Here is a 17,496-nt window from a genome sequence, read left to right as displayed (position 1 = left end):
CACCTGCCTTTCGTGCCGTACGGCGGGTGTGCCGGGTTTACTTCGTGGACTTCAGGCCGAGGTTGACGAAGTCGTAGTAACCGCTGTACGCGTTCGTCGTGTACACGTTGGCCAGACGCGAGGAGCGGATGTTGAGCAGCCGCTCGAAGGTGAAGGGCAGGTAGTACGCGCCCTCCATGACCTTGTGGTTGATCTCCGTGGAGAGCTGGGTCTTCTTCGAGTTGTCCATCGTGGTGGTGTACTGGTCGAAGAGACCGTCGATCGCCTTGTCCTTGATCAGGGCGTAGTTGTTGTTACCGCTCTGCAGGATGTACTTGCTGCTCCACAGCGGGATGCCGTAGCCCTGGACGGTCGGGAAGTCCGGACCCCAGCCCATGATGACGATGCCGAGCTTCTTCTTCGCCACGTTCGACGGCGAGCCGATGATGCCCGGGCTCTGCGAGCCGTCGTACTGGTAGATGTCGGCGTTGATGCCGACCTTCTTCAGCGCGGCCTGCAGGGACTCGGCGGTGGCCACTTCCTGCGTCTTGTTGTTGCGGACGGCGATGGTGGTGGAGAAGCCGTTCGGCTGGCCGCAGGCCTTCAGCTCCTGCTTGGCCAGGGCGACGTTGCCGTTCTTGTTCTTGGTCGCGATCTGGTACGGGTCGTACTTCTGGCCCTCGCCACCGGCGACCGACGGCGGGAGCATGTTGGTGCCGATGTCACCACCGGCGATGGGGCCACCGCGCGCGGTCTGCAGCGACACGTGGTCGGCGGCGTAGATCACGGCCTTGCGGCAGTGGACGTTGTCGAACGGCTTGACGCTCTGCGGGAAGACCGCGTAGCGGATGAAGCCGGAGACCGGGTTGTCCAGGTTGTCCTTGTGCTGCTTCAGGGCGATCTGACGGCCCTGCGGACCCAGGCCGGTCTGGCTGGCGTCCACGTCGTAGTCGCCGTTGATCAGCTGCTGGTCGGAGTTGACCTGGTTGGTGGAGATGTCCAGCGTGATCTTGTCCGGGTACGCCTTGCGGACCGGGTCGGAGGACGCCTTCCACTGGTCGTTGCGGACCAGGACCAGGTTCTTGCCCGGGGCGTACGACTCGAACTTGTACGGACCGGAGGAGAACGGGTGCAGGCCGTACTTGGACTTGGTGTCCTTGTCCTGGCGGACCGGGGAGCCCGTGGTCATCGCCAGCGACTGGAGGAAGTCCGAGTTGGGCGCCGGCAGGTGGAAGACGATCGTCTTCGCGTCCGGCGTCTCGATCGCCTTCAGGCCCAGGTGGTCCTTCGCGGTGTCCTTGTACGGACCCTTGTAGGTGTTCTTCGGGTCCAGCATCTGCTGGAGGTAGATCGGACCGCCGGACAGGACGTCCTGCGCCCAGACGCGCTCGATGCCGTACTTGACGTCCTGGGAGGTGATCGGCTTGCCGTCCTCCCAGCTGACGCCGTCGCGCAGCTTGAAGGTGTAGGTCTTGCCGCCGTCCGAGACCTTGCCCATGTCGGTGGCCAGGTCCGGGGTGAGCTGGGCACCCTCGGCACCGGGCGCGGTCTTGTACGTGACCAGCTGGCGGCTGTAGTAGCGCGAGAAGTCCCACATGAACCCGTAGTAGCCGCGCGTGGTGTCCCACGAGTCGGCGTCCTGCGTGCTCACGAACTTCAGCGTGCCGCCCTTCTTGACCTGGTCGGCCTGGGCGACTTTGTTGACCGCCGCGTTGAAGCCGGCCGCGCCGTCCTTCGAGCCGCCGTTGCCTCCGCCGCACGCCGCCGTGGTCAGCAGCCCGGCGACCACTGCGGCAGCGGCAAGGGCCTGCTTGCGCCGCCCTGAGGTGCGTTGGGTGTTCACGATCTCGGAACCTCCGGATTTGATGAGAGACCCCGTGGAAGAGCTCACGGGACGCTTGGGGTACGGCACTTCAGCGGGAGGCCTTCGGGTCGAGCGCGTCCCGCACGCCGTCGCCGAAGAGGTTGAAGGCCAGAACCGTGATGAAGATCGCCACGCCCGGGATCACCATGTACATGGGGTCCGAGTCGTAGTAGTCGATCGCGCTCGAGAGCATCTGTCCCCAGGAGGAGGTGGGCGGCTTGACGCCCACACCCAGGAAGCTGAGCGCCGCTTCGGTCAGGATGTTCGTGGGGATCATCATCGTCGTGTACACGATGATGGGCGCGACGAGGTTGGGCAGCAGTTCCTTGAAGAGGATGTAGAACCGCCCGGCACCGAGCGAGCGGGCCGCCTCGACGTACTCGCGTTCACGCAGCGAGAGCGTCTGACCGCGCACCACGCGGCCGATGTACGGCCAGCCGAAGAAGCCGATGACCAGGATCATCACGAACACACGCACGCCCGTGCCGGTGAGCCCCAGCATCTGGTTGGGCATCACGGAGACCAGCGCGATGATGAAGAGCAGCTGCGGGAAGGCGAGGAGGCCGTCCATGACCCGGCTGATGGCCGAGTCCACCCAGCCGCCGAAGAAGCCCGCCAGGATGCCGAGGATGGTTCCGAGGATGACGGCGACCACGGCGGACAGGAAGCCGACGAGCAGCGAGATCCGGGCGCCGTAGAGGATGCGGGCGAAGATGTCGCGGCCGTTGACCGGCTCCACACCGAGCAGGTGGTCGCCGCCGATGCCGCCCATCGAGCCCTTGGGGGTGCTGAACAGCGGGTCGATCAGGCTCTGGTGGTAGGCGTCCGGGTCCTGGCCGACGAGGTTCGTGATCACCGGCGCGAGCAGCGCGATCACGATGAGGAGGAGCACGACCACGCCGCCCGTGAGGGCCAGTTTGTCCCGCTTGAGGCGTTCCCAGGCGATCCGGCCCAGGGAGCGGCCCTGAACGGCCTTCGCGCCGGTGGCCGCGACCGCCGCTTCCTCTGCCGCACCCGGGGCCGCTTCCGCGGTCGGCTCGTGCAATGGTGCCGTCATCAGGCTGGGACCCCTCTCAACCGGCGGTAGCCGGCCCGCACTTGCCGCTGGTAGCGGCCTCAAACAGTCCGTCGTACACAGGGGCGAACCCCTTGAAGGGGGAGTCTTCAACGCTTGCGCGATCAGCCGCCAGCCTTGACAGGGAATGGATGCGCAACCGTGATGCAAGCAGGCGTTTCCTGTTATGCGGACAGGAAGTTACGGCGAACGGACGGGGCCGGGCGGGACGGCCGAGTACGCAAAGCGGGACATACGGGCAATGAGCCCAGGTCAGTAGCTGCCGTGCACCGGTGGATAGCCGTATCCGGCGGCGGGCGCCTGCTGCCGTGCGGAGGCCTGTAGCTGGGGCTGGGGCGCGGCGTGGGCCTCGCGGTCGTAGAACGGGCGGGCGTTGGCCCGCATCCACATCACGACCGGGTCGTACTCGTCCGTCATCGCGACCGTCGACACCGGCAGGCCCTCCGGGACCGCGCCGACGGACTGCTGCATCATCGCGCGCACCGAGTCGACCGCGGCCGGCGAGGTGTCGTACACGTCCAGGCCGATGGCGAGGTAGGGGGCGCCGAGCGCCGGCTGTACCCAGGCGCGGCGCAGCGAGCGCAGGGCCGGGGTGCGGTGGGCGTTCTGCGCGAGCAGGGCGTAGAACTGCGGGATCTCGATGCCGGGTTCGGCCAGCCGGAGCGGCCCGGCGGGCTGGCGGTCCAGGCCCGTGGCGATGCGGCGCAGATCCAGCCAGGGGATGCCGACGCCGCCGCCCGGGGTGTGCGGGTTGAGCCAGAGGCCGTAGTGGTCCGGGTAGAGGGTGCGGGCCACGTCGAGTCCGTCGACGACCTCGTACGACCGGTTCCAGCCGCTGGCCGAGAGCTCCTGGGCGGAGGTGACGCAGGGGGCGTACTGGAAGCCGTCGATCTCCATGTTTCCGTACTGGGCGTCCGGGGAGCCGGCCTGGCCGTGCCACAGGAACATCCAGATCTGGCCGGAGGAAGGGGTGGCGAGGGCACGCAGCAGGGCTTCGTAGGCGTCGTAGCGTCCGGGCGTGACCTGGCGCAGCATGTGCTCGACGCTGCCGCTGTGGCTCGCGCTCACCTGTCGTGCCCTTCTCTTTTTCGTGCCCCGCGTTTGGAGACAGCTTAAGCGCCTGGCAGCTCGGGGCCCCATGTTCGTGCGCGGGTGCGGGTGCGTGGTGGGTACGCGCGCAGTTCCCCGCGCCCCTTGGGTCGGTTCAGTGGCCGTACTGCCAGAAGGGGCGGACGTTTGACCTGAGCCATTCGGCCACCGGGTCGTCCGTCACGTCCAGCAGGACCAGGTTGACCGGCCACTTGACCGGGACTTTGCCGAGGGCGCGGCCCAGGGCCTGCATGGGGAGGGTGCGGAGGTCGCCCTCCCACTGGGAGAGTTCGACGCCCACGAACATCACCGGGTCGTCCGTCTCTATGGCGGCCAGGCAGCGGCGGGCCGTGACGACCACGCCGGTCTCGGCGAACTCGGCGGACGCGGCGGAGAGGAAGTCGACCGGGTCGTCCTGCCAGTCGGGTTCGAAGAGGCGGACCCGGCCGCCGGTGTTGGGGCCGTCCAGCGGGGTGCGGCCGGCCCGGCACAGCTCGGCCACCGCCTCGGGCGGGAGCGGGATGCCGACCAGGGCGTCGGGGTTCACGGCGATGCCGGCCTGCGGGGGCAGACCGCGGGCGAACTCCACGGCGGGGGCGATGGTGTACGGCATGTGGGAGCCGGCCGCCTGGCGCAGCTGTTCCTCGGAGCTGAACACCGGGACGTACGTCTGGCCGCCGATGTCCAGTGTGGGCAGGTCCAGCGGGCCGCTGTCGGGGCCGCCGCCGCTCGGCAGCGGGATCCACAGCAGGCTGCGGCCCAGGACCTCGATGATCCGGCCGGCCGCGGCGGGTATGCCGAGGGAGGCCGAGAGCACCTCCTCCAGCTCGTTGCCGGGCCAGCCGCCGTGTGGCTGGGGGTGCGCCTGTGCCGGGAAGTCCGCGGGAATGTCCGCCGGGAAGTCCATGTGCCTACCGCCTGCTGGAAACCTCTGCTGTGACCAAGAAGGCTAGCGGGTGCCTGTGACAGTCCCTCGCCCTGTGCACACTGTCCCCCTCATCCGGTGAACGGGATCTCATCCGTTGAATGCGATCCGCCGGAGCGTGTCGGCCGCCGTGCGGTCCAGCAGCACCGCGGATCCGCAGCCCGCGGGCAGCTCACCCCGCTCGACCGTGTCGAGCAGCCGGGCGGTCGTACGGCGGTGGCGGCGGAAGGCGTAGCGGGAGACGCCCTGGCCGCGGGTGCGCTGGCCCTCGCGGGCGGTGCCGGGCGCGACGTCGAGCAGGAGCAGATGGAGGGTGCCGCCGCGGCGGCGTGCCGCGCGGGTGAGCCAGGCCCGCACCCAGCGCTGGGTGCCGCAGTCGTGGACGACGAGGCCCTCGCCGGTGCGCAGGGCGCGGCGCAGGCCGGCGTAGTGGGCGAGGCGGACCAGGGGGCGGTAGAGGGCGTACGGGAGCGCGCGGGGCAGGCGGGCGGCGAAGCGGTCGCGCATGTCCTGGGAGTCGATGCGGGGGCCGGAGACCGCGCGCCGCATCAGGGTGGACTTGCCGCTGCCGGGCAGGCCGGTGACCACCACCAGGTCCTCGGGCCCGAAGAGCAGGGCGTGCGGGCTGCGGCCGGCGCGGTCGCGCAGGTCACGGACGACGGGGACCGGCGCGGGACGTTGCCTCGGCACTGCGATGCCGGTGCCGGCGGTGGCGTACACCGGGGTCCTGTTCATCGTGATCTTCCTCCCCTGTCGGCCCGGTCGTCTTCATGCCCGCCAAGCGTAAAGAGAAGGTAATGAACGAGGGTGGTGGAGGGGTCCGCGTCCTGCCACAGGTCGGTTACAAAAGCGGGCTCGCCGTGCAATGATGTGGCCGCCAACTGCATACCGGCCGCTTGAATCCGCGCGGGAGAGTCCCCGGCAGTACTGACGCCGGGGCGCCGAAGGAGCAAGTCCCTCCCTTGAATCTCTCAGGCCCCGTTACCGCGCGGGCGAGGCACATCTGAAAAGCGGGCCGCTGCGACAGTGGCTCCACCCAAGGTGCAAGCCGTGATCGTCCCTGTGGCGGTCCTGGCGAACCTCTCAGGTTCCGATGACAGATGGGGAGGAACGTTCCTCGCCTGTCCTGCTTTCCTGGGAGACGACCGTCCGATGAGCAGTACCGAACCCCTTGAGCCGCGTCATACCGCGCTGGACGCGCTGCATCGCTCGCTCGGTGCGACGATGACCGACTTCGCCGGCTGGGACATGCCGCTGCGCTACGGCTCCGAGCGCGACGAGCACCTCGCCGTGCGCACGAAGGCGGGCCTCTTCGACCTCTCCCACATGGGCGAGATCACCGTCACCGGCGCCGGGGCGGCCGCCCTCCTCAATTACGCCCTGGTCGGCAACATCGCCTCCGTCGGCGTCGGCCGCGCCCGCTACACCATGATCTGCCAGGCCGACGGCGGCATCCTGGACGACCTGATCGTCTACCGGCTCGCCGAGACCGAGTACATGGTGGTCGCCAACGCCTCCAACGCCCAGGTGGTGCTGGACGCCCTCGTCGAGCGTTCCGCCGGCTTCGACGCCGAGGTGCGCGACGACCGGGACGCCTACGCGCTGATCGCCGTCCAGGGCCCCGAGTCCCCCGGCATCCTGAAGTCCCTCACCGATGCCGACCTCGACGGCCTGAAGTACTACGCCGGACTGCCCGGCACGGTCGCCGGCGTCCCGGCGCTGATCGCCCGCACCGGCTACACCGGCGAGGACGGCTTCGAGCTGTTCGTGAAGCCGGAGCACGCCGTGGAGCTGTGGCAGGCGCTGACCAAGGCCGGCGAGGGCGTCGGCCTGGTCCCCTGCGGCCTGTCCTGCCGGGACACGCTGCGCCTGGAGGCGGGCATGCCGCTGTACGGGCACGAGCTGACCACCGAGCTCACCCCCTTCGACGCCGGGCTCGGCCGGGTGGTGAAGTTCGAGAAGGAGGGCGACTTCGTGGGGCGCGAGGCGCTCACCGAGGCCGCCGCCAGGGCTCAGGAGAACCCGCCGCGGGTCCTCGTCGGGCTGATCGCCGAGGGCCGGCGTGTGCCGCGCGCCGGGTACGCCGTCGTCGCGGGCGGCCAGGTGATCGGCGAGGTCACCTCCGGCGCCCCCTCCCCCACCCTGGGCAAGCCGATCGCCATGGCCTACGTCGACGCGGCGCACGCGGCCCCGGGCACCTCGGGCGTCGGCGTGGACATCCGGGGCAGCCACGAACCGTACGAGGTCGTGGCGCTGCCGTTCTACAAGCGCCAGAAGTAGACACTGGGCGCGGTCACGGTGTGACCCCGCGCACGTTTCCGCTGCTCACCAGCGGTTTCAGTAGTCCCCCCTTCATCAGCACTCCCGCGCGTACAGGAGAATTCAGGCCATGAGCAACCCCCAGCAGCTGCGCTACAGCAAGGAGCACGAGTGGCTGTCGGCCGCCGAGGACGGCGTTTCGACGGTCGGCATCACCGAGTTCGCGGCCAACGCGCTCGGCGATGTGGTCTACGCCCAGCTCCCCGAGGTCGGCTCCACGGTGACCGCGGGCGAGACCTGCGGCGAGCTGGAGTCGACCAAGTCGGTCTCCGACCTGTACTCGCCGGTCACCGGTGAGGTCACCGAGATCAACGAGGACGTCGTCAACGACCCGTCGCTGGTGAACTCGGCCCCCTTCGAGGGCGGCTGGCTGTTCAAGGTGCGCGTCACGGAAGAGCCGGCCGACCTGCTCTCCGCCGACGAGTACACCGCCCAGAACGCCGGCTGAGGAGTCGTAGCCGTATGACCGTCCTGAACACGTCCCTGCACGAGCTGGACCCGGAGATCGCCGCCGCGGTCGACGCCGAGCTCGGCCGCCAGCAGTCCACGCTGGAGATGATCGCCTCCGAGAACTTCGCGCCGCTCGCGGTGATGGAGGCGCAGGGCTCCGTCCTCACCAACAAGTACGCCGAGGGCTACCCGGGCCGCCGCTACTACGGCGGCTGCGAGCACGTCGACGTCGCCGAGCAGATCGCCATCGACCGGCTCAAGGAGCTGTTCGGCGCCGAGTACGCCAACGTCCAGCCCCACTCCGGCGCCTCCGCCAACCAGGCGGCGCTGTTCGCGCTGGCCCAGCCCGGGGACACCATCCTCGGCCTGGACCTCGCCCACGGAGGCCACCTGACCCACGGCATGCGCCTGAACTTCTCCGGCAAGCAGTTCAACGTGGTCGCCTACCACGTGGACGCCGGGACCGGCCTGGTCGACATGGCCGAGGTCGAGCGGCTCGCCAAGGAGCACCGCCCGAAGGTGATCATCGCCGGCTGGTCGGCGTACCCGCGTGAGCTGGACTTCGCCGAGTTCCGCCGGATCGCCGACGAGGTCGAGGCCTACCTGTGGGTCGACATGGCGCACTTCGCGGGTCTGGTCGCGGCGGGTCTGCACGCCAACCCGGTGCCGTACGCCGACGTGGTCACCTCCACCACGCACAAGACGCTGGGCGGTCCGCGCGGCGGCATCATCCTCGCCCGCGGCAAGGACTTCGCGAAGAAGCTGAACTCGTCCGTCTTCCCGGGCTTCCAGGGCGGTCCCCTGGAGCACGTGATCGCGGCGAAGGCGGTCTCCTTCAAGGTCGCCGCCTCGGAGGAGTTCAAGGAGCGCCAGCGTCGTACCGTGGAAGGTGCCCGCATCCTCGCCGAGCGCCTCACGGCGGCGGACGCCCGTGAGGCCGGGGTGAACGTCCTGTCCGGCGGCACGGACGTGCATCTGATCCTGGTCGACCTGCGCGCGTCCGAGCTGGACGGGCAGCAGGCCGAGGACCGCCTCCACGAGGTCGGCATCACGGTCAACCGCAACGCGGTCCCGAACGACCCGCGTCCCCCGATGGTGACGTCGGGCCTGCGGATCGGTACGCCGGCCCTGGCGACCCGCGGCTTCACGGCCGAGGACTTCGCCGAGGTCGCGGACGTGATCGCCGAGGCGCTGAAGCCGTCCTACGACGCCGAGGCCCTCAAGGCGCGCGTGAAGGCGCTCGCCGACAAGCACCCGCTGTACCCGGGCCTGAACAAGTAGGCCCGGAGAAGCAAGTCCCCGGTGGGGCACTCGGAGGAGAGTGCCCGAGGGTGCCCCACCACCCCTGTTCTGCTTTCTTGAGGAGTGACCGTGGCCATCTCGGTCTTCGACCTGTTCTCGATCGGCATCGGCCCGTCCAGCTCCCACACGGTCGGCCCGATGCGCGCGGCGGGCATGTTCGCCCGTCGCCTGCGCAAGGAAGACCTGCTGGACTCGGTGGCCTCCCTCCGGTGCGAGCTGTACGGCTCCCTCGGCGCCACCGGCCACGGTCACGGCACCCCGAAGGCGGTCCTGCTCGGCCTGGAGGGCGCCTCGCCCCGCACGGTGGACGTGGAGACGGCGGACGAGCGGGTGGAGCGGATCAGGACGGCGGGCCGTATCTCGCTGCTCGGCGAGCGCGAGATCCCGTTCTCCTTCGACGACGACCTGGTCCTGCACCGCCGCAAGGCCCTGCCGTACCACGCCAACGGCATGACGATATGGGCGTTCGACGCCTCCGGCGCGGAGCTGTTCTCCAAGACGTACTACTCGGTCGGCGGCGGCTTCGTCGTGGACGAGGACGCGGTCGGCGCGGACCGGATCAAGCTGGACGACACGGTCCTGAAGTACCCCTTCCGCACGGGCGACGAACTACTGCGTCTGACGAGCGAGACCGGCCTGTCGATCTCCTCCCTGATGCTGGAGAACGAGCGCGCCTGGCGCACCGAGGAGGAGATCCGGGCGGGCCTGCTGGAGATCTGGCGGGTGATGCGCGAGTGCGTCCAGCGCGGCATGTCCCGCGAGGGCATCCTGCCCGGCGGTCTGAAGGTCCGCCGCCGTGCGGCCGTCTCGGCCCGCCAACTGCGCGCCGAGGGCGACCCCTTGGCGCACGCGATGGAGTGGATCACGCTCTACGCGATGGCCGTGAACGAGGAGAACGCGGCGGGCGGCCGCGTGGTGACGGCCCCCACGAACGGCGCGGCCGGCATCATCCCGGCGGTCCTGCACTACTACATCAACTTCGTCCCCGGCGCCGACGAGGACGGCGTGGTCCGCTTCCTCCTGGCCGCCGGCGCGATCGGCATGCTGTTCAAGGAGAACGCCTCCATCTCCGGCGCCGAGGTCGGCTGCCAGGGCGAGGTCGGCTCCGCCTGCTCCATGGCCGCCGGCGCCCTCGCCGAGGTCCTCGGCGGCTCCCCCGAGCAGGTGGAGAACGCCGCCGAGATCGGCATGGAACACAATCTCGGCCTGACCTGCGACCCGGTCGGCGGCCTGGTCCAGATCCCGTGCATCGAGCGCAACGGCATGGCCGCGGTGAAGGCGGTCACCGCCGCCAAGATGGCCATGCGCGGCGACGGCTCCCACAAGGTGTCCCTCGACAAGGTCATCAAGACCATGAAGGACACCGGCGCGGACATGTCCGTCAAGTACAAGGAGACGGCGCGGGGCGGGCTGGCCGTGAACATCATCGAGTGCTGAGGGTATGGGCCCTGACCTGCGCGTTCGATTGTTTCCGCATGTGGACGGTAGGGAGGCTCGTCCAGTGAGTTGACGAGCCTCCTTGACAGATACCGATATCAGTCGGATGGACACTGCTTTCGGGCTTGTTCACGTAGCTCGTCGGGCAGCGCTTCCGACTCCGCCGCGGACCTCAGCATTCGGGATACCAGCTGCGAATCGAAGCCGGGCATGTGAGCCATTTGAGTGAGCCACTGAACAGCTAGTGCCATCCAATAGGGGCGCCCTCGATCGCACGCGGATCGCACCGTCAGCTCCACCAGCTTCTCCGGGGTAGAAACCCCGTGTCCCCCAAGGAGGTGCCAGGATCTTGTGAAGTCATCGAGGCACTCGACGAGATTCCGCTCCAGGAAAGGCCACATGGCCACGTAGCCGGACCCCTCCAGCGTTGCCCGGCCCTCGTCCGCCTTGCCGACGCCGAGCATTCCGTTCGGCATGACACCCAGCCACGAGTCGTAACTGCTTCTCAGGACTGGCGTCCACTCTCCCATGTCTAGCCCCATGATTCGTACTCGGCCTTGACTCCGTAGCTTTCCATGAGCTTTTTGAACTCACCCGGACATCAACACCGTTCTTGGTTCCACCCTGCACAACCGATGTCCAGCGCCGCCGGATACCTTGTAGAAACGCCAGGTCAACGCCTTGATCTAGAGCAGCCGACATATCCTGATCTCGTGCGGCGCGGCAGTCTGCGGGCACAGATCGCCCGGGCGATCGCGGACCACGAGCCCGGCCGGTACAAGGAGCTGGCGGAACAGACCAGTTCGTCACCGGGAGAGTCGGCCGCCCTGCTGCGGCAACTGTTCTACGGCCTCATGGACATCCCGCAACCCGAGAAGCACCCGGCGCTGCTCGACCCGCTGCCCGTGCCGCCCTACGAACCGGCCCGTCGTACCGCACCGGTCCGCGTGCTGACCGGGGCGGTCGGCGCGCACCCGCCGGAGGTCACGGTCGTCCGCCACGCCGTGGTCGGCGACGGTCCCGACCCCTCGGAGGAGTCCGCGGGGCACGTCGACAGCGCCCACACGGTGGTCGACGAGGAGACCCGGGACACCGGGCGGCTGCGCATCGCGGACGTCGTCGTACGGTACGCGGCCGAGGACGACCCGCGCGTCGGCCCACCCCGTGCCTGGACGTCGGAGGCACTGGCGCCGTACCCGTACTGCGGGCTGGTCGCCTACGTGGACGGGCCGGACCGCTGTGTCGTGCGTACGCGCGCGGGCGACCTCGTACGGCTGTCCGCCGCGGCGGGCCCGGACGGACGACCCGACCTGTGCGATCCGGCCGCCTACGCCTCCGCGCTGTACGCGTGGGTTGCGAGCGGCAGACGCCCGGACCGGGCCGTCCCCCGGATCACCGTAGGCACGGGGGCCACGGCGCACCGCGTCACCGTAGAACCGCTCGCGCCGTGACCCCGGGGCTCACTCCCCCAGTTCGGCCAGTCGTGCCCGCACCCGGTCGAGGCCGGCGTGGTCGCCGTGCTCCTCATAGCGCGCGGCGGCGGTACGGAGGTCCGCCCTCTCCTCCGCCGGGCGGTGCGAGAGCCGATGGCAGGAGGCCCTCGTCTCGGCGGCGTCGGCGAGTTGCAGTCCCGCTCCGTCCTCCGTCATCGCCTGGACGGCTTCGTCCAGACACACCCGCGCCAGGTCCACGTCGCCCGCCTGCAGATGCGCCTCGCCCAGACTCATGTAGACACGGCCCGCGTTGTAGGAGTCGCCGCCGTTCGGCAGCCGGCGGAACTCCGCGACGTCGCGGGCGAACTCCGGGGAGCTCCGGGCGAGTTCCGTCAGCCGTAAGGCGGCGGCCGTCTGCTCGGGCTCGGTGACGGGCAGGGCCGGTCGCCGCTCACCGCCGTCCACGGAACCGGCGGCTGCTCCCGCGCCGCCGTCGGCACGTGCTCGGCTCAGCAGGCCGTAGAGCCTCTCCGAGGCACGTCTGCCCATCTCGCCGCCCGCCCCGGACAGGGCGCCCGAAGCGACCGTACCGACAGCCGAAAGCACCATGCCCGCCAACGGTTCCGCCCAGGCCTCCCCAACTCGGCGTGCCGGCCATGCTATCGACGGGACCGGAACGTCTGTGCCGGCCGGCTGGGGTCGAAGCCGGCGGGTGACTGATGTTCCCCAAGGGGCTACCGTTCAGTAACCACCTGCTTCTACGCTGCATCCAACTCGATGGACTCAAAGGGGAGTTGGACACATGGGTGCAGTGGGACGGGTCGCGGCAGTCGCGGGGGCGGCCGCGCTGCTGATGGCGGGACCGGGCGACGCCCACGCGGTGGCGCCGAAGTTCTCCGAGACGACCGCCATCGGCACGCACAACGCCTACGACAAGGCCAAGTACACCTACTTCGCCCAGGCGTTGGACTCCGGTGCCTCACTGCTGGAGCTGGACGTGTACGTGGACAGCCTCAGTCACCGCTGGCGGGTCAGCCACAGCAACCCGCTGGGCAACGACAACAACTGCGAGGCCGCGAAGACCCCGGGCGAGCTGTACAGCAAGAGCCGCAACCAGGACCTCGGCAGCTGCCTGGACAACATGGCCGCCTGGAACCAGCTCCACCCCGACCACCCGCCGATCGTCATCAAGGTCGAGATGAAGGTCGGCTTCAACAACAACGCCGGCATGGGACCGGACGAGTTCGACACACTCGTCTCCCGGAAGCTCGGCGGCAGCGTCTACAAGCCGGCCGATCTGCTCGGCGGCACGTACTCCTCCCTGGACGCCGCCGCCAAGGCGAATGCCTGGCCCTCCCGCGACTCGCTCAGGGGCAAGTTCCTCTTCGAGCTGATCCCGGGCACGGTGGAGCAGTCCAACCCCTTCGACCACTACTGGACGGACCAGGAGTACGGCGACCATCTGCGCGACCTGTACGCGGCCGGGAACATCTCACAGGCCGAGGCCTTCCCCGCCGTGCTGGGCGCGGCGGCCGGTGACCCACGGGCAAGCCGCTGGACCTCCGACGCCTCCATCCGGCCCTGGTTCGTGTTCTTCGACGGTGACGCGGCCACCTACGTCAACAGCGGCTACGACACCTCGTTCTACTCCACGAACCACTACATCTCGATCATGACCGACGCCGCCGGCGTCTCACCGGCCATCTCCTCCACCACTCCGACAGACGCCGAAGTCGCCGCCCGGCTGGCCCTGCTGGCCAAGGACCACGCGAGCCTCATCACCTCCGACTGGTCGGCGAAGCCGGCGTCGGTGCTGAGTTCGACGACGACCCGGAGCTGACGACAACTCGGAGCTGAGGATTCCGTCGACGCCGGGGCGGGCACAACTCCTCCATGCTCCACGGCATCGACGTCAGCGCGTACCAGTCCTCCGCGTACGACACGGACGGTCTCTCCTTCGTCTTCATGAAGGCGACGGAGGGCCGTTCGTACGTCAATCCCCGGCTCGCCGCCCAGACCAAGAGGGGCCGCGACACCGGACTGGTCGTCGGCTTCTACCACTTCCTCTGGCCCGGCGACCTCACCGCCCAGGCCGAGTACTTCGTCCAGCACGCCCCCGACCGCGCCGGCGACATCCTCGCGGTCGACTGGGAGACCACGGGCGACGGCACGCACGCGAGCAACGCGGAGAAGGACCACTTCATCCGCACACTGAAGGCATTACGGCCGCACAACCGGGTCCTGCTCTACTGCAATCGCGACTTCTGGCTGAACATCGACACCACCTCCTACGCGGGCGACGGCCTCTGGATCGCCGACTACGTCACCGCCGGCCACCCCCGGATCCAGGCGAAGTGGCGGTTCCACCAGTACACCAGCGAGCCGCACGACAAGGACGTGGCCAACTTCGCCAGCAAGGCCGCACTGAAGGAGTGGGCCACGCCCTAGGCGCGGAAGGGCTCAGCCCCGGAAGTCCGCCGGCCGCTCCGGGGAGGCTTCCGCCAGGGCCTTCCTCACTCCCTCCACGCCTGCCCGGAGGCCGTAGACCGGGGTGCCCGGCTGCTGGCGCCAGGAGTCGTCGATGCCGCCCGCGTCGACCGTGTCGAAGCCGAGTTCGTCGATCAGGGCGCGGACCTTCGCCTTGGCCGCCTCGTCGTCGCCGGCGACCGGGAGGGCGATGCGCTCGGGGTCGCCCGCGGGGCGGGGGCGGTCCAGGATGTCCTGGGCGTAGGTGCCGTTGAAGGCCTTGACCACCGGGTGGCCCAGGTGCTTCTCGGTCCAGCGGCTCTCGGTCAGGCCCTCGTCCTCGATGGCCGCGATACGGCCGTCGCGCTGCTGCGGGTAGTAGTTGCCGGTGTCGATCACCGCCACACCCTCGGCGGCGCCGTCCAGCAGGCCCGAGGGGAGGCCCGGGACCGCCTTGAGGGGCACGGTGACGACCACGACCTGGGCGCCCTTGGCCGCGTCCTCGGCCCGGACCGCGGTCGCGCCGGTCTCCTCGGCCAGTTCCTTGAGCGTCTCGGGGCCGCGGGAGTTGGCCACGGAGACCTCGTGGCCGAGGGCGGTGAGCCGCCGGGTGAGGTTGCCGCCGATGTTCCCCGCGCCGATGATGCCGATCTTCATGGGGACCTCCAGGTTATCCATGCGTGTGCATGCGTCTGTCGGGCGACAACCCCGCCGGTGCCGGTGGTATTCCGGTGCCGGTGGTATTCCGGCGTCTGCGGGCAGGCATGGCAAAGGGGGCCGCCCCGCCTGGGAGGGCCCCCTTCGCGCAGGTCACTTGTTCAGGTAGGTCCAGAACTCGTCGAACGACAGGAGCTTGTCGCCGTTGAGGTCGCGGCTCTTGATGATGGCCTCCGCGACCGTCTCGGTGACGTTCCAGTCACCCGCCTGGGCCAGGGCGGACTTGAGCTCTGCGGCGGTGATGAACCCGTCGCCGTTCACGTCTATCCGCTGGAACTGCTTGCGTGCTTCCTCGATGTCCGCCACCGATCCGCCCCTTTTGGTTGTGTTTCTCATGCCGTGCTGGCGTACTGACGCTGGTCAGATTAACGGCCCGGCCAGGCCCTCAGCGCACCTGCCGGCCCGGTGTCAGCGGAAGATGCCGGTGTGCCCGAGCGAGTAGCGGCCCGGCTGCGGGTAGACGGCGAGACCGTGCGGGCCGCTGCCGACCCTGATGCGGGCCAGTTCCCTGCCGGTGCGGGTGTCGATGGCGTACACCTCGGAGTTGTAGCGGCCGGACAGCCACAGGACCGTGCCGTCGGCGGAGACGCCGCCCATGTCGGGGCTGCCGCCGCCGGGCAGGTGCCACTTCTTGGTGAGCCGGTTCCGGGCGAAGTCGAAGACGGAGATGGTGCCCTCGCCGCGGTTGGAGACGTACATCTCGCGGGAGTCGCGGCTGACGTAGAGACCGTGGGCGCCCTTGCCGGTGTAGAGGAAGCGGGGCTTCGTGAACCTGTCGCCGTCGAGGATCCACAGGCCGTTCGCCATCATGTCGGCGATGTAGAACAGCTTGCCGTCCGGGGAGATCTTGACGTCCTGCGGCATCGCTCCGTGGAACGGCAGCTTCTCCTGCTCGACGACCTTCATCCGCGCGGTGTCGACCTTGAGGACCTCGCCGCTGAACTCGCACGAGACGATGAAGTAGCGCCCGTCCGGGGAGAAGTCGGCGTGGTTGACGCCGTAGCAGCTGACCGGCACGGCCTTGACGGTCTTCATGGTGTGCGCGTCACGGAAGACGAGCTGGCGGTCCATGGAGGCCATGACGACGGCGTATCTGCCGTCGGGCGTGAAGTACAGGTTGTACGGGTCGTGCACGGCGACCGGCTTGCCGGCCCTGCCCGTGCCCGGGTCGATGGGGGTGAGACTGTTGCCGAGGTCATTGTTGACCCAGAGGGTCTTCAGGTCCCAGGACGGTACGACGTGCTGGGGCTGGTGGCCGACCGGGAACGTGTCGATGACCTTGTAGGTCTTCGGGTCGATGACGGTGACGGTGTCGGACTGGGTGTTGGGGACGTACACGCGGGACGGGAAGTCCCTGACGACCGGCGAGAGCCGGCCCGGGCGGTCGGCGGAGTAGAGGTCCGTGGGGTCCTCGACCGGCGGCATCCCGGGGAGCACGTTCACCCGCGGCTCGTTCACCCGGGGCTGGACCGGGGCCTTGCTGCCGATGGCCTCGTTCTCGTGGCGCGAGGAGCCGGAATCGCACGCGGACAGCAGCGTCAGGGCGGTGAGGGCGGCACCGGCGGCCAGCAGGCGGGCGGCTTTCATGGTTCGCATCAGCTCAGCAGCTCCGTGGTGGTGACCGCGCGCAGGTTGCGGCGGCCGAGTTCGTGGAGGAGGTCGGGCAGGGCGGCGACCGTGTCCGGGTACCCGAAGTGCAGGCTCACCACCGACCCGCTGCGCACTTCGGCGAGAACGTTCCGGGTGACGGCGGCGGCACCGGGGCGGGTGTAGTCGAGCGAGTCGACGTCGTACGACAGCACGTGCGGGTAGCCGACGGCGCGGGCGAGCCGGGCGACCAGCGGGGAGGCGGTCGGTGAGCGGGACGGGCGGAACCAGGTGCCGATGGAACCGGTGAGCCGCTTCAGCCGGTCCGCGCAGTCGGTGATCTCCCTGCGGGCGTCCGCCTCGGCCAGGGCGTTGACATCGATGTGCCGCTGGGTGTGGTTGCCGAGGTCATGACCACCGTCGAGGATCCGGCGGGCGATGTCGGGGTGTTCGTCCAGCCAGGTGCCGACGGCGAGCACGGTGAGCCGGGCGCCGTACCGCTCGGCCGTGGTGAGCAGGGAGTGGGCGATGCCGGGGTCACCCTGGCCGTGGAAGGTGAGGGCGACCTGGGGGCGGCTACGGGGGCCGTGGGTGATCTGGGCGGGCTGCCCGGCGTAGGCGCGGGGGGCGGGGGCCGCCTTGGCGCTGGTCGCGGGCCGTCCGGAGGAGGGGGGCGGGGGCGGGGACGCGGCGGTCGGGGTGGGGGACGGGGCGGCCTGGCCCGAACCGCAACCGGCGGCGAGCGCGCCGCCGGCGACGATCCCGGCGCCCGCGCGCAGCACCTCGCGTCGGTTGGTGGTGGTCACCCGCACCATTTAAGGCGCGTTGGGTAAGAAAACCTCCGATTGGCCCG

Annotated in this window: 17 protein-coding genes and 1 riboswitch; of the genes, 7 read left to right on the top strand and 10 right to left on the bottom strand. The window is 69.5% G+C overall.

Annotated features, from left to right (window positions below):
- Positions 1-37 precede the first annotated feature (37 nt).
- The 5 genes from ABZ624_RS21070 to ABZ624_RS21050 form a co-directional block, all read right to left on the bottom strand.
- Positions 38-1,822: an ABC transporter substrate-binding protein gene (locus ABZ624_RS21070; RefSeq protein ID WP_360090873.1), complete on the bottom strand. Its 1,785-nt coding sequence runs from the start codon at positions 1,820-1,822 to the stop codon at positions 38-40.
- A 70-nt stretch (positions 1,823-1,892) separates the two neighbouring features.
- Entirely contained in the window at positions 1,893-2,900 is a 1,008-nt protein-coding gene (locus ABZ624_RS21065) for an ABC transporter permease (protein ID WP_360090870.1), read from the bottom strand.
- A gap of 270 nt (positions 2,901-3,170) precedes the next feature.
- Entirely contained in the window at positions 3,171-3,986 is an 816-nt protein-coding gene (locus ABZ624_RS21060; RefSeq protein ID WP_360090867.1) for an enhanced serine sensitivity protein SseB C-terminal domain-containing protein, read from the bottom strand.
- A 136-nt stretch (positions 3,987-4,122) separates the two neighbouring features.
- On the bottom strand, positions 4,123-4,914 hold the full coding sequence (locus ABZ624_RS21055) for an enhanced serine sensitivity protein SseB (protein ID WP_360090864.1): 792 nt from the start codon (positions 4,912-4,914) through the stop codon (positions 4,123-4,125).
- A 108-nt stretch (positions 4,915-5,022) separates the two neighbouring features.
- Positions 5,023-5,667: an AAA family ATPase gene (locus ABZ624_RS21050; protein WP_360090861.1), complete on the bottom strand. Its 645-nt coding sequence runs from the start codon at positions 5,665-5,667 to the stop codon at positions 5,023-5,025.
- 162 nt (positions 5,668-5,829) lie between these two features.
- Positions 5,830-5,929, top strand: a riboswitch (glycine riboswitch).
- A gap of 155 nt (positions 5,930-6,084) precedes the next feature.
- Between ABZ624_RS21050 and gcvT the strand changes: the two genes are divergently transcribed.
- The 5 genes from gcvT to ABZ624_RS21025 all read left to right on the top strand — a co-directional run bounded on the left by gcvT (position 6,085) and on the right by ABZ624_RS21025 (position 11,891).
- Positions 6,085-7,212, top strand: a complete 1,128-nt coding sequence (gcvT, locus tag ABZ624_RS21045) for a glycine cleavage system aminomethyltransferase GcvT (protein ID WP_360090858.1) — start codon at positions 6,085-6,087, stop codon at positions 7,210-7,212.
- 109 nt (positions 7,213-7,321) lie between these two features.
- Complete coding sequence (gcvH, locus tag ABZ624_RS21040; protein ID WP_360090855.1) at positions 7,322-7,699, top strand: glycine cleavage system protein GcvH; 378 nt, start codon at positions 7,322-7,324, stop codon at positions 7,697-7,699.
- A 14-nt stretch (positions 7,700-7,713) separates the two neighbouring features.
- Positions 7,714-8,982 (top strand): serine hydroxymethyltransferase, encoded by a 1,269-nt coding sequence (gene glyA / locus ABZ624_RS21035; protein ID WP_360090852.1) that lies wholly within the window; start codon positions 7,714-7,716, stop codon positions 8,980-8,982.
- 90 nt (positions 8,983-9,072) lie between these two features.
- The gene (locus tag ABZ624_RS21030; protein ID WP_360090849.1) at positions 9,073-10,440 is read left to right on the top strand and encodes an L-serine ammonia-lyase; all 1,368 of its coding nucleotides are present in this window, start codon (positions 9,073-9,075) and stop codon (positions 10,438-10,440) included.
- Positions 10,441-11,153: 713 nt separating this feature from the next.
- Positions 11,154-11,891: a hypothetical protein gene (locus ABZ624_RS21025; RefSeq protein WP_360090846.1), complete on the top strand. Its 738-nt coding sequence runs from the start codon at positions 11,154-11,156 to the stop codon at positions 11,889-11,891.
- 9 nt (positions 11,892-11,900) lie between these two features.
- On the opposite strand, the gene ABZ624_RS21020 is transcribed toward ABZ624_RS21025, so the two are convergent.
- A complete protein-coding gene (locus ABZ624_RS21020; protein ID WP_360090843.1) occupies positions 11,901-12,482 on the bottom strand; it encodes a hypothetical protein in 582 nt (193 codons plus the stop codon).
- Between the two features lie 193 nt (positions 12,483-12,675).
- Between ABZ624_RS21020 and ABZ624_RS21015 the strand changes: the two genes are divergently transcribed.
- Together ABZ624_RS21015 and ABZ624_RS21010 are read left to right on the top strand one after the other, a co-directional pair.
- On the top strand, positions 12,676-13,713 hold the full coding sequence (locus ABZ624_RS21015) for a phosphatidylinositol-specific phospholipase C domain-containing protein (RefSeq protein ID WP_360090840.1): 1,038 nt from the start codon (positions 12,676-12,678) through the stop codon (positions 13,711-13,713).
- A gap of 53 nt (positions 13,714-13,766) precedes the next feature.
- Positions 13,767-14,321 (top strand): GH25 family lysozyme, encoded by a 555-nt coding sequence (locus tag ABZ624_RS21010; protein WP_360090837.1) that lies wholly within the window; start codon positions 13,767-13,769, stop codon positions 14,319-14,321.
- A 12-nt stretch (positions 14,322-14,333) separates the two neighbouring features.
- Here ABZ624_RS21010 and ABZ624_RS21005 read toward each other — a convergent pair whose 3' ends face one another.
- From ABZ624_RS21005 to ABZ624_RS20990, 4 genes are all read right to left on the bottom strand, one after another.
- The gene (locus tag ABZ624_RS21005; RefSeq protein ID WP_360090834.1) at positions 14,334-14,996 is read right to left on the bottom strand and encodes an NAD(P)-binding domain-containing protein; all 663 of its coding nucleotides are present in this window, start codon (positions 14,994-14,996) and stop codon (positions 14,334-14,336) included.
- 153 nt (positions 14,997-15,149) lie between these two features.
- Positions 15,150-15,362 carry an EF-hand domain-containing protein gene (locus ABZ624_RS21000; protein ID WP_360091259.1) on the bottom strand — a complete coding sequence of 71 codons (213 nt, stop codon included), beginning with the start codon at positions 15,360-15,362 and terminating at the stop codon, positions 15,150-15,152.
- 102 nt (positions 15,363-15,464) lie between these two features.
- Positions 15,465-16,652, bottom strand: a complete 1,188-nt coding sequence (locus ABZ624_RS20995; RefSeq protein WP_360090831.1) for a hypothetical protein — start codon at positions 16,650-16,652, stop codon at positions 15,465-15,467.
- Positions 16,652-17,458, bottom strand: coding sequence for a polysaccharide deacetylase family protein (locus tag ABZ624_RS20990; protein WP_360090828.1), 807 nt, complete (start codon positions 17,456-17,458; stop codon positions 16,652-16,654). The genes ABZ624_RS20995 and ABZ624_RS20990 overlap by 1 nt, the downstream gene beginning before the upstream one ends.
- Between the last annotated feature and the right edge of the window lie 38 nt (positions 17,459-17,496).

Origin of the sequence: Streptomyces sp. NPDC007205 (genome assembly GCF_040634095.1) — a bacterium.
Lineage (GTDB): Bacteria > Actinomycetota > Actinomycetes > Streptomycetales > Streptomycetaceae > Streptomyces.
Note: the sequence above shows the minus strand (reverse complement) of the source record. Positions and strands in the feature narration are given on the sequence as shown.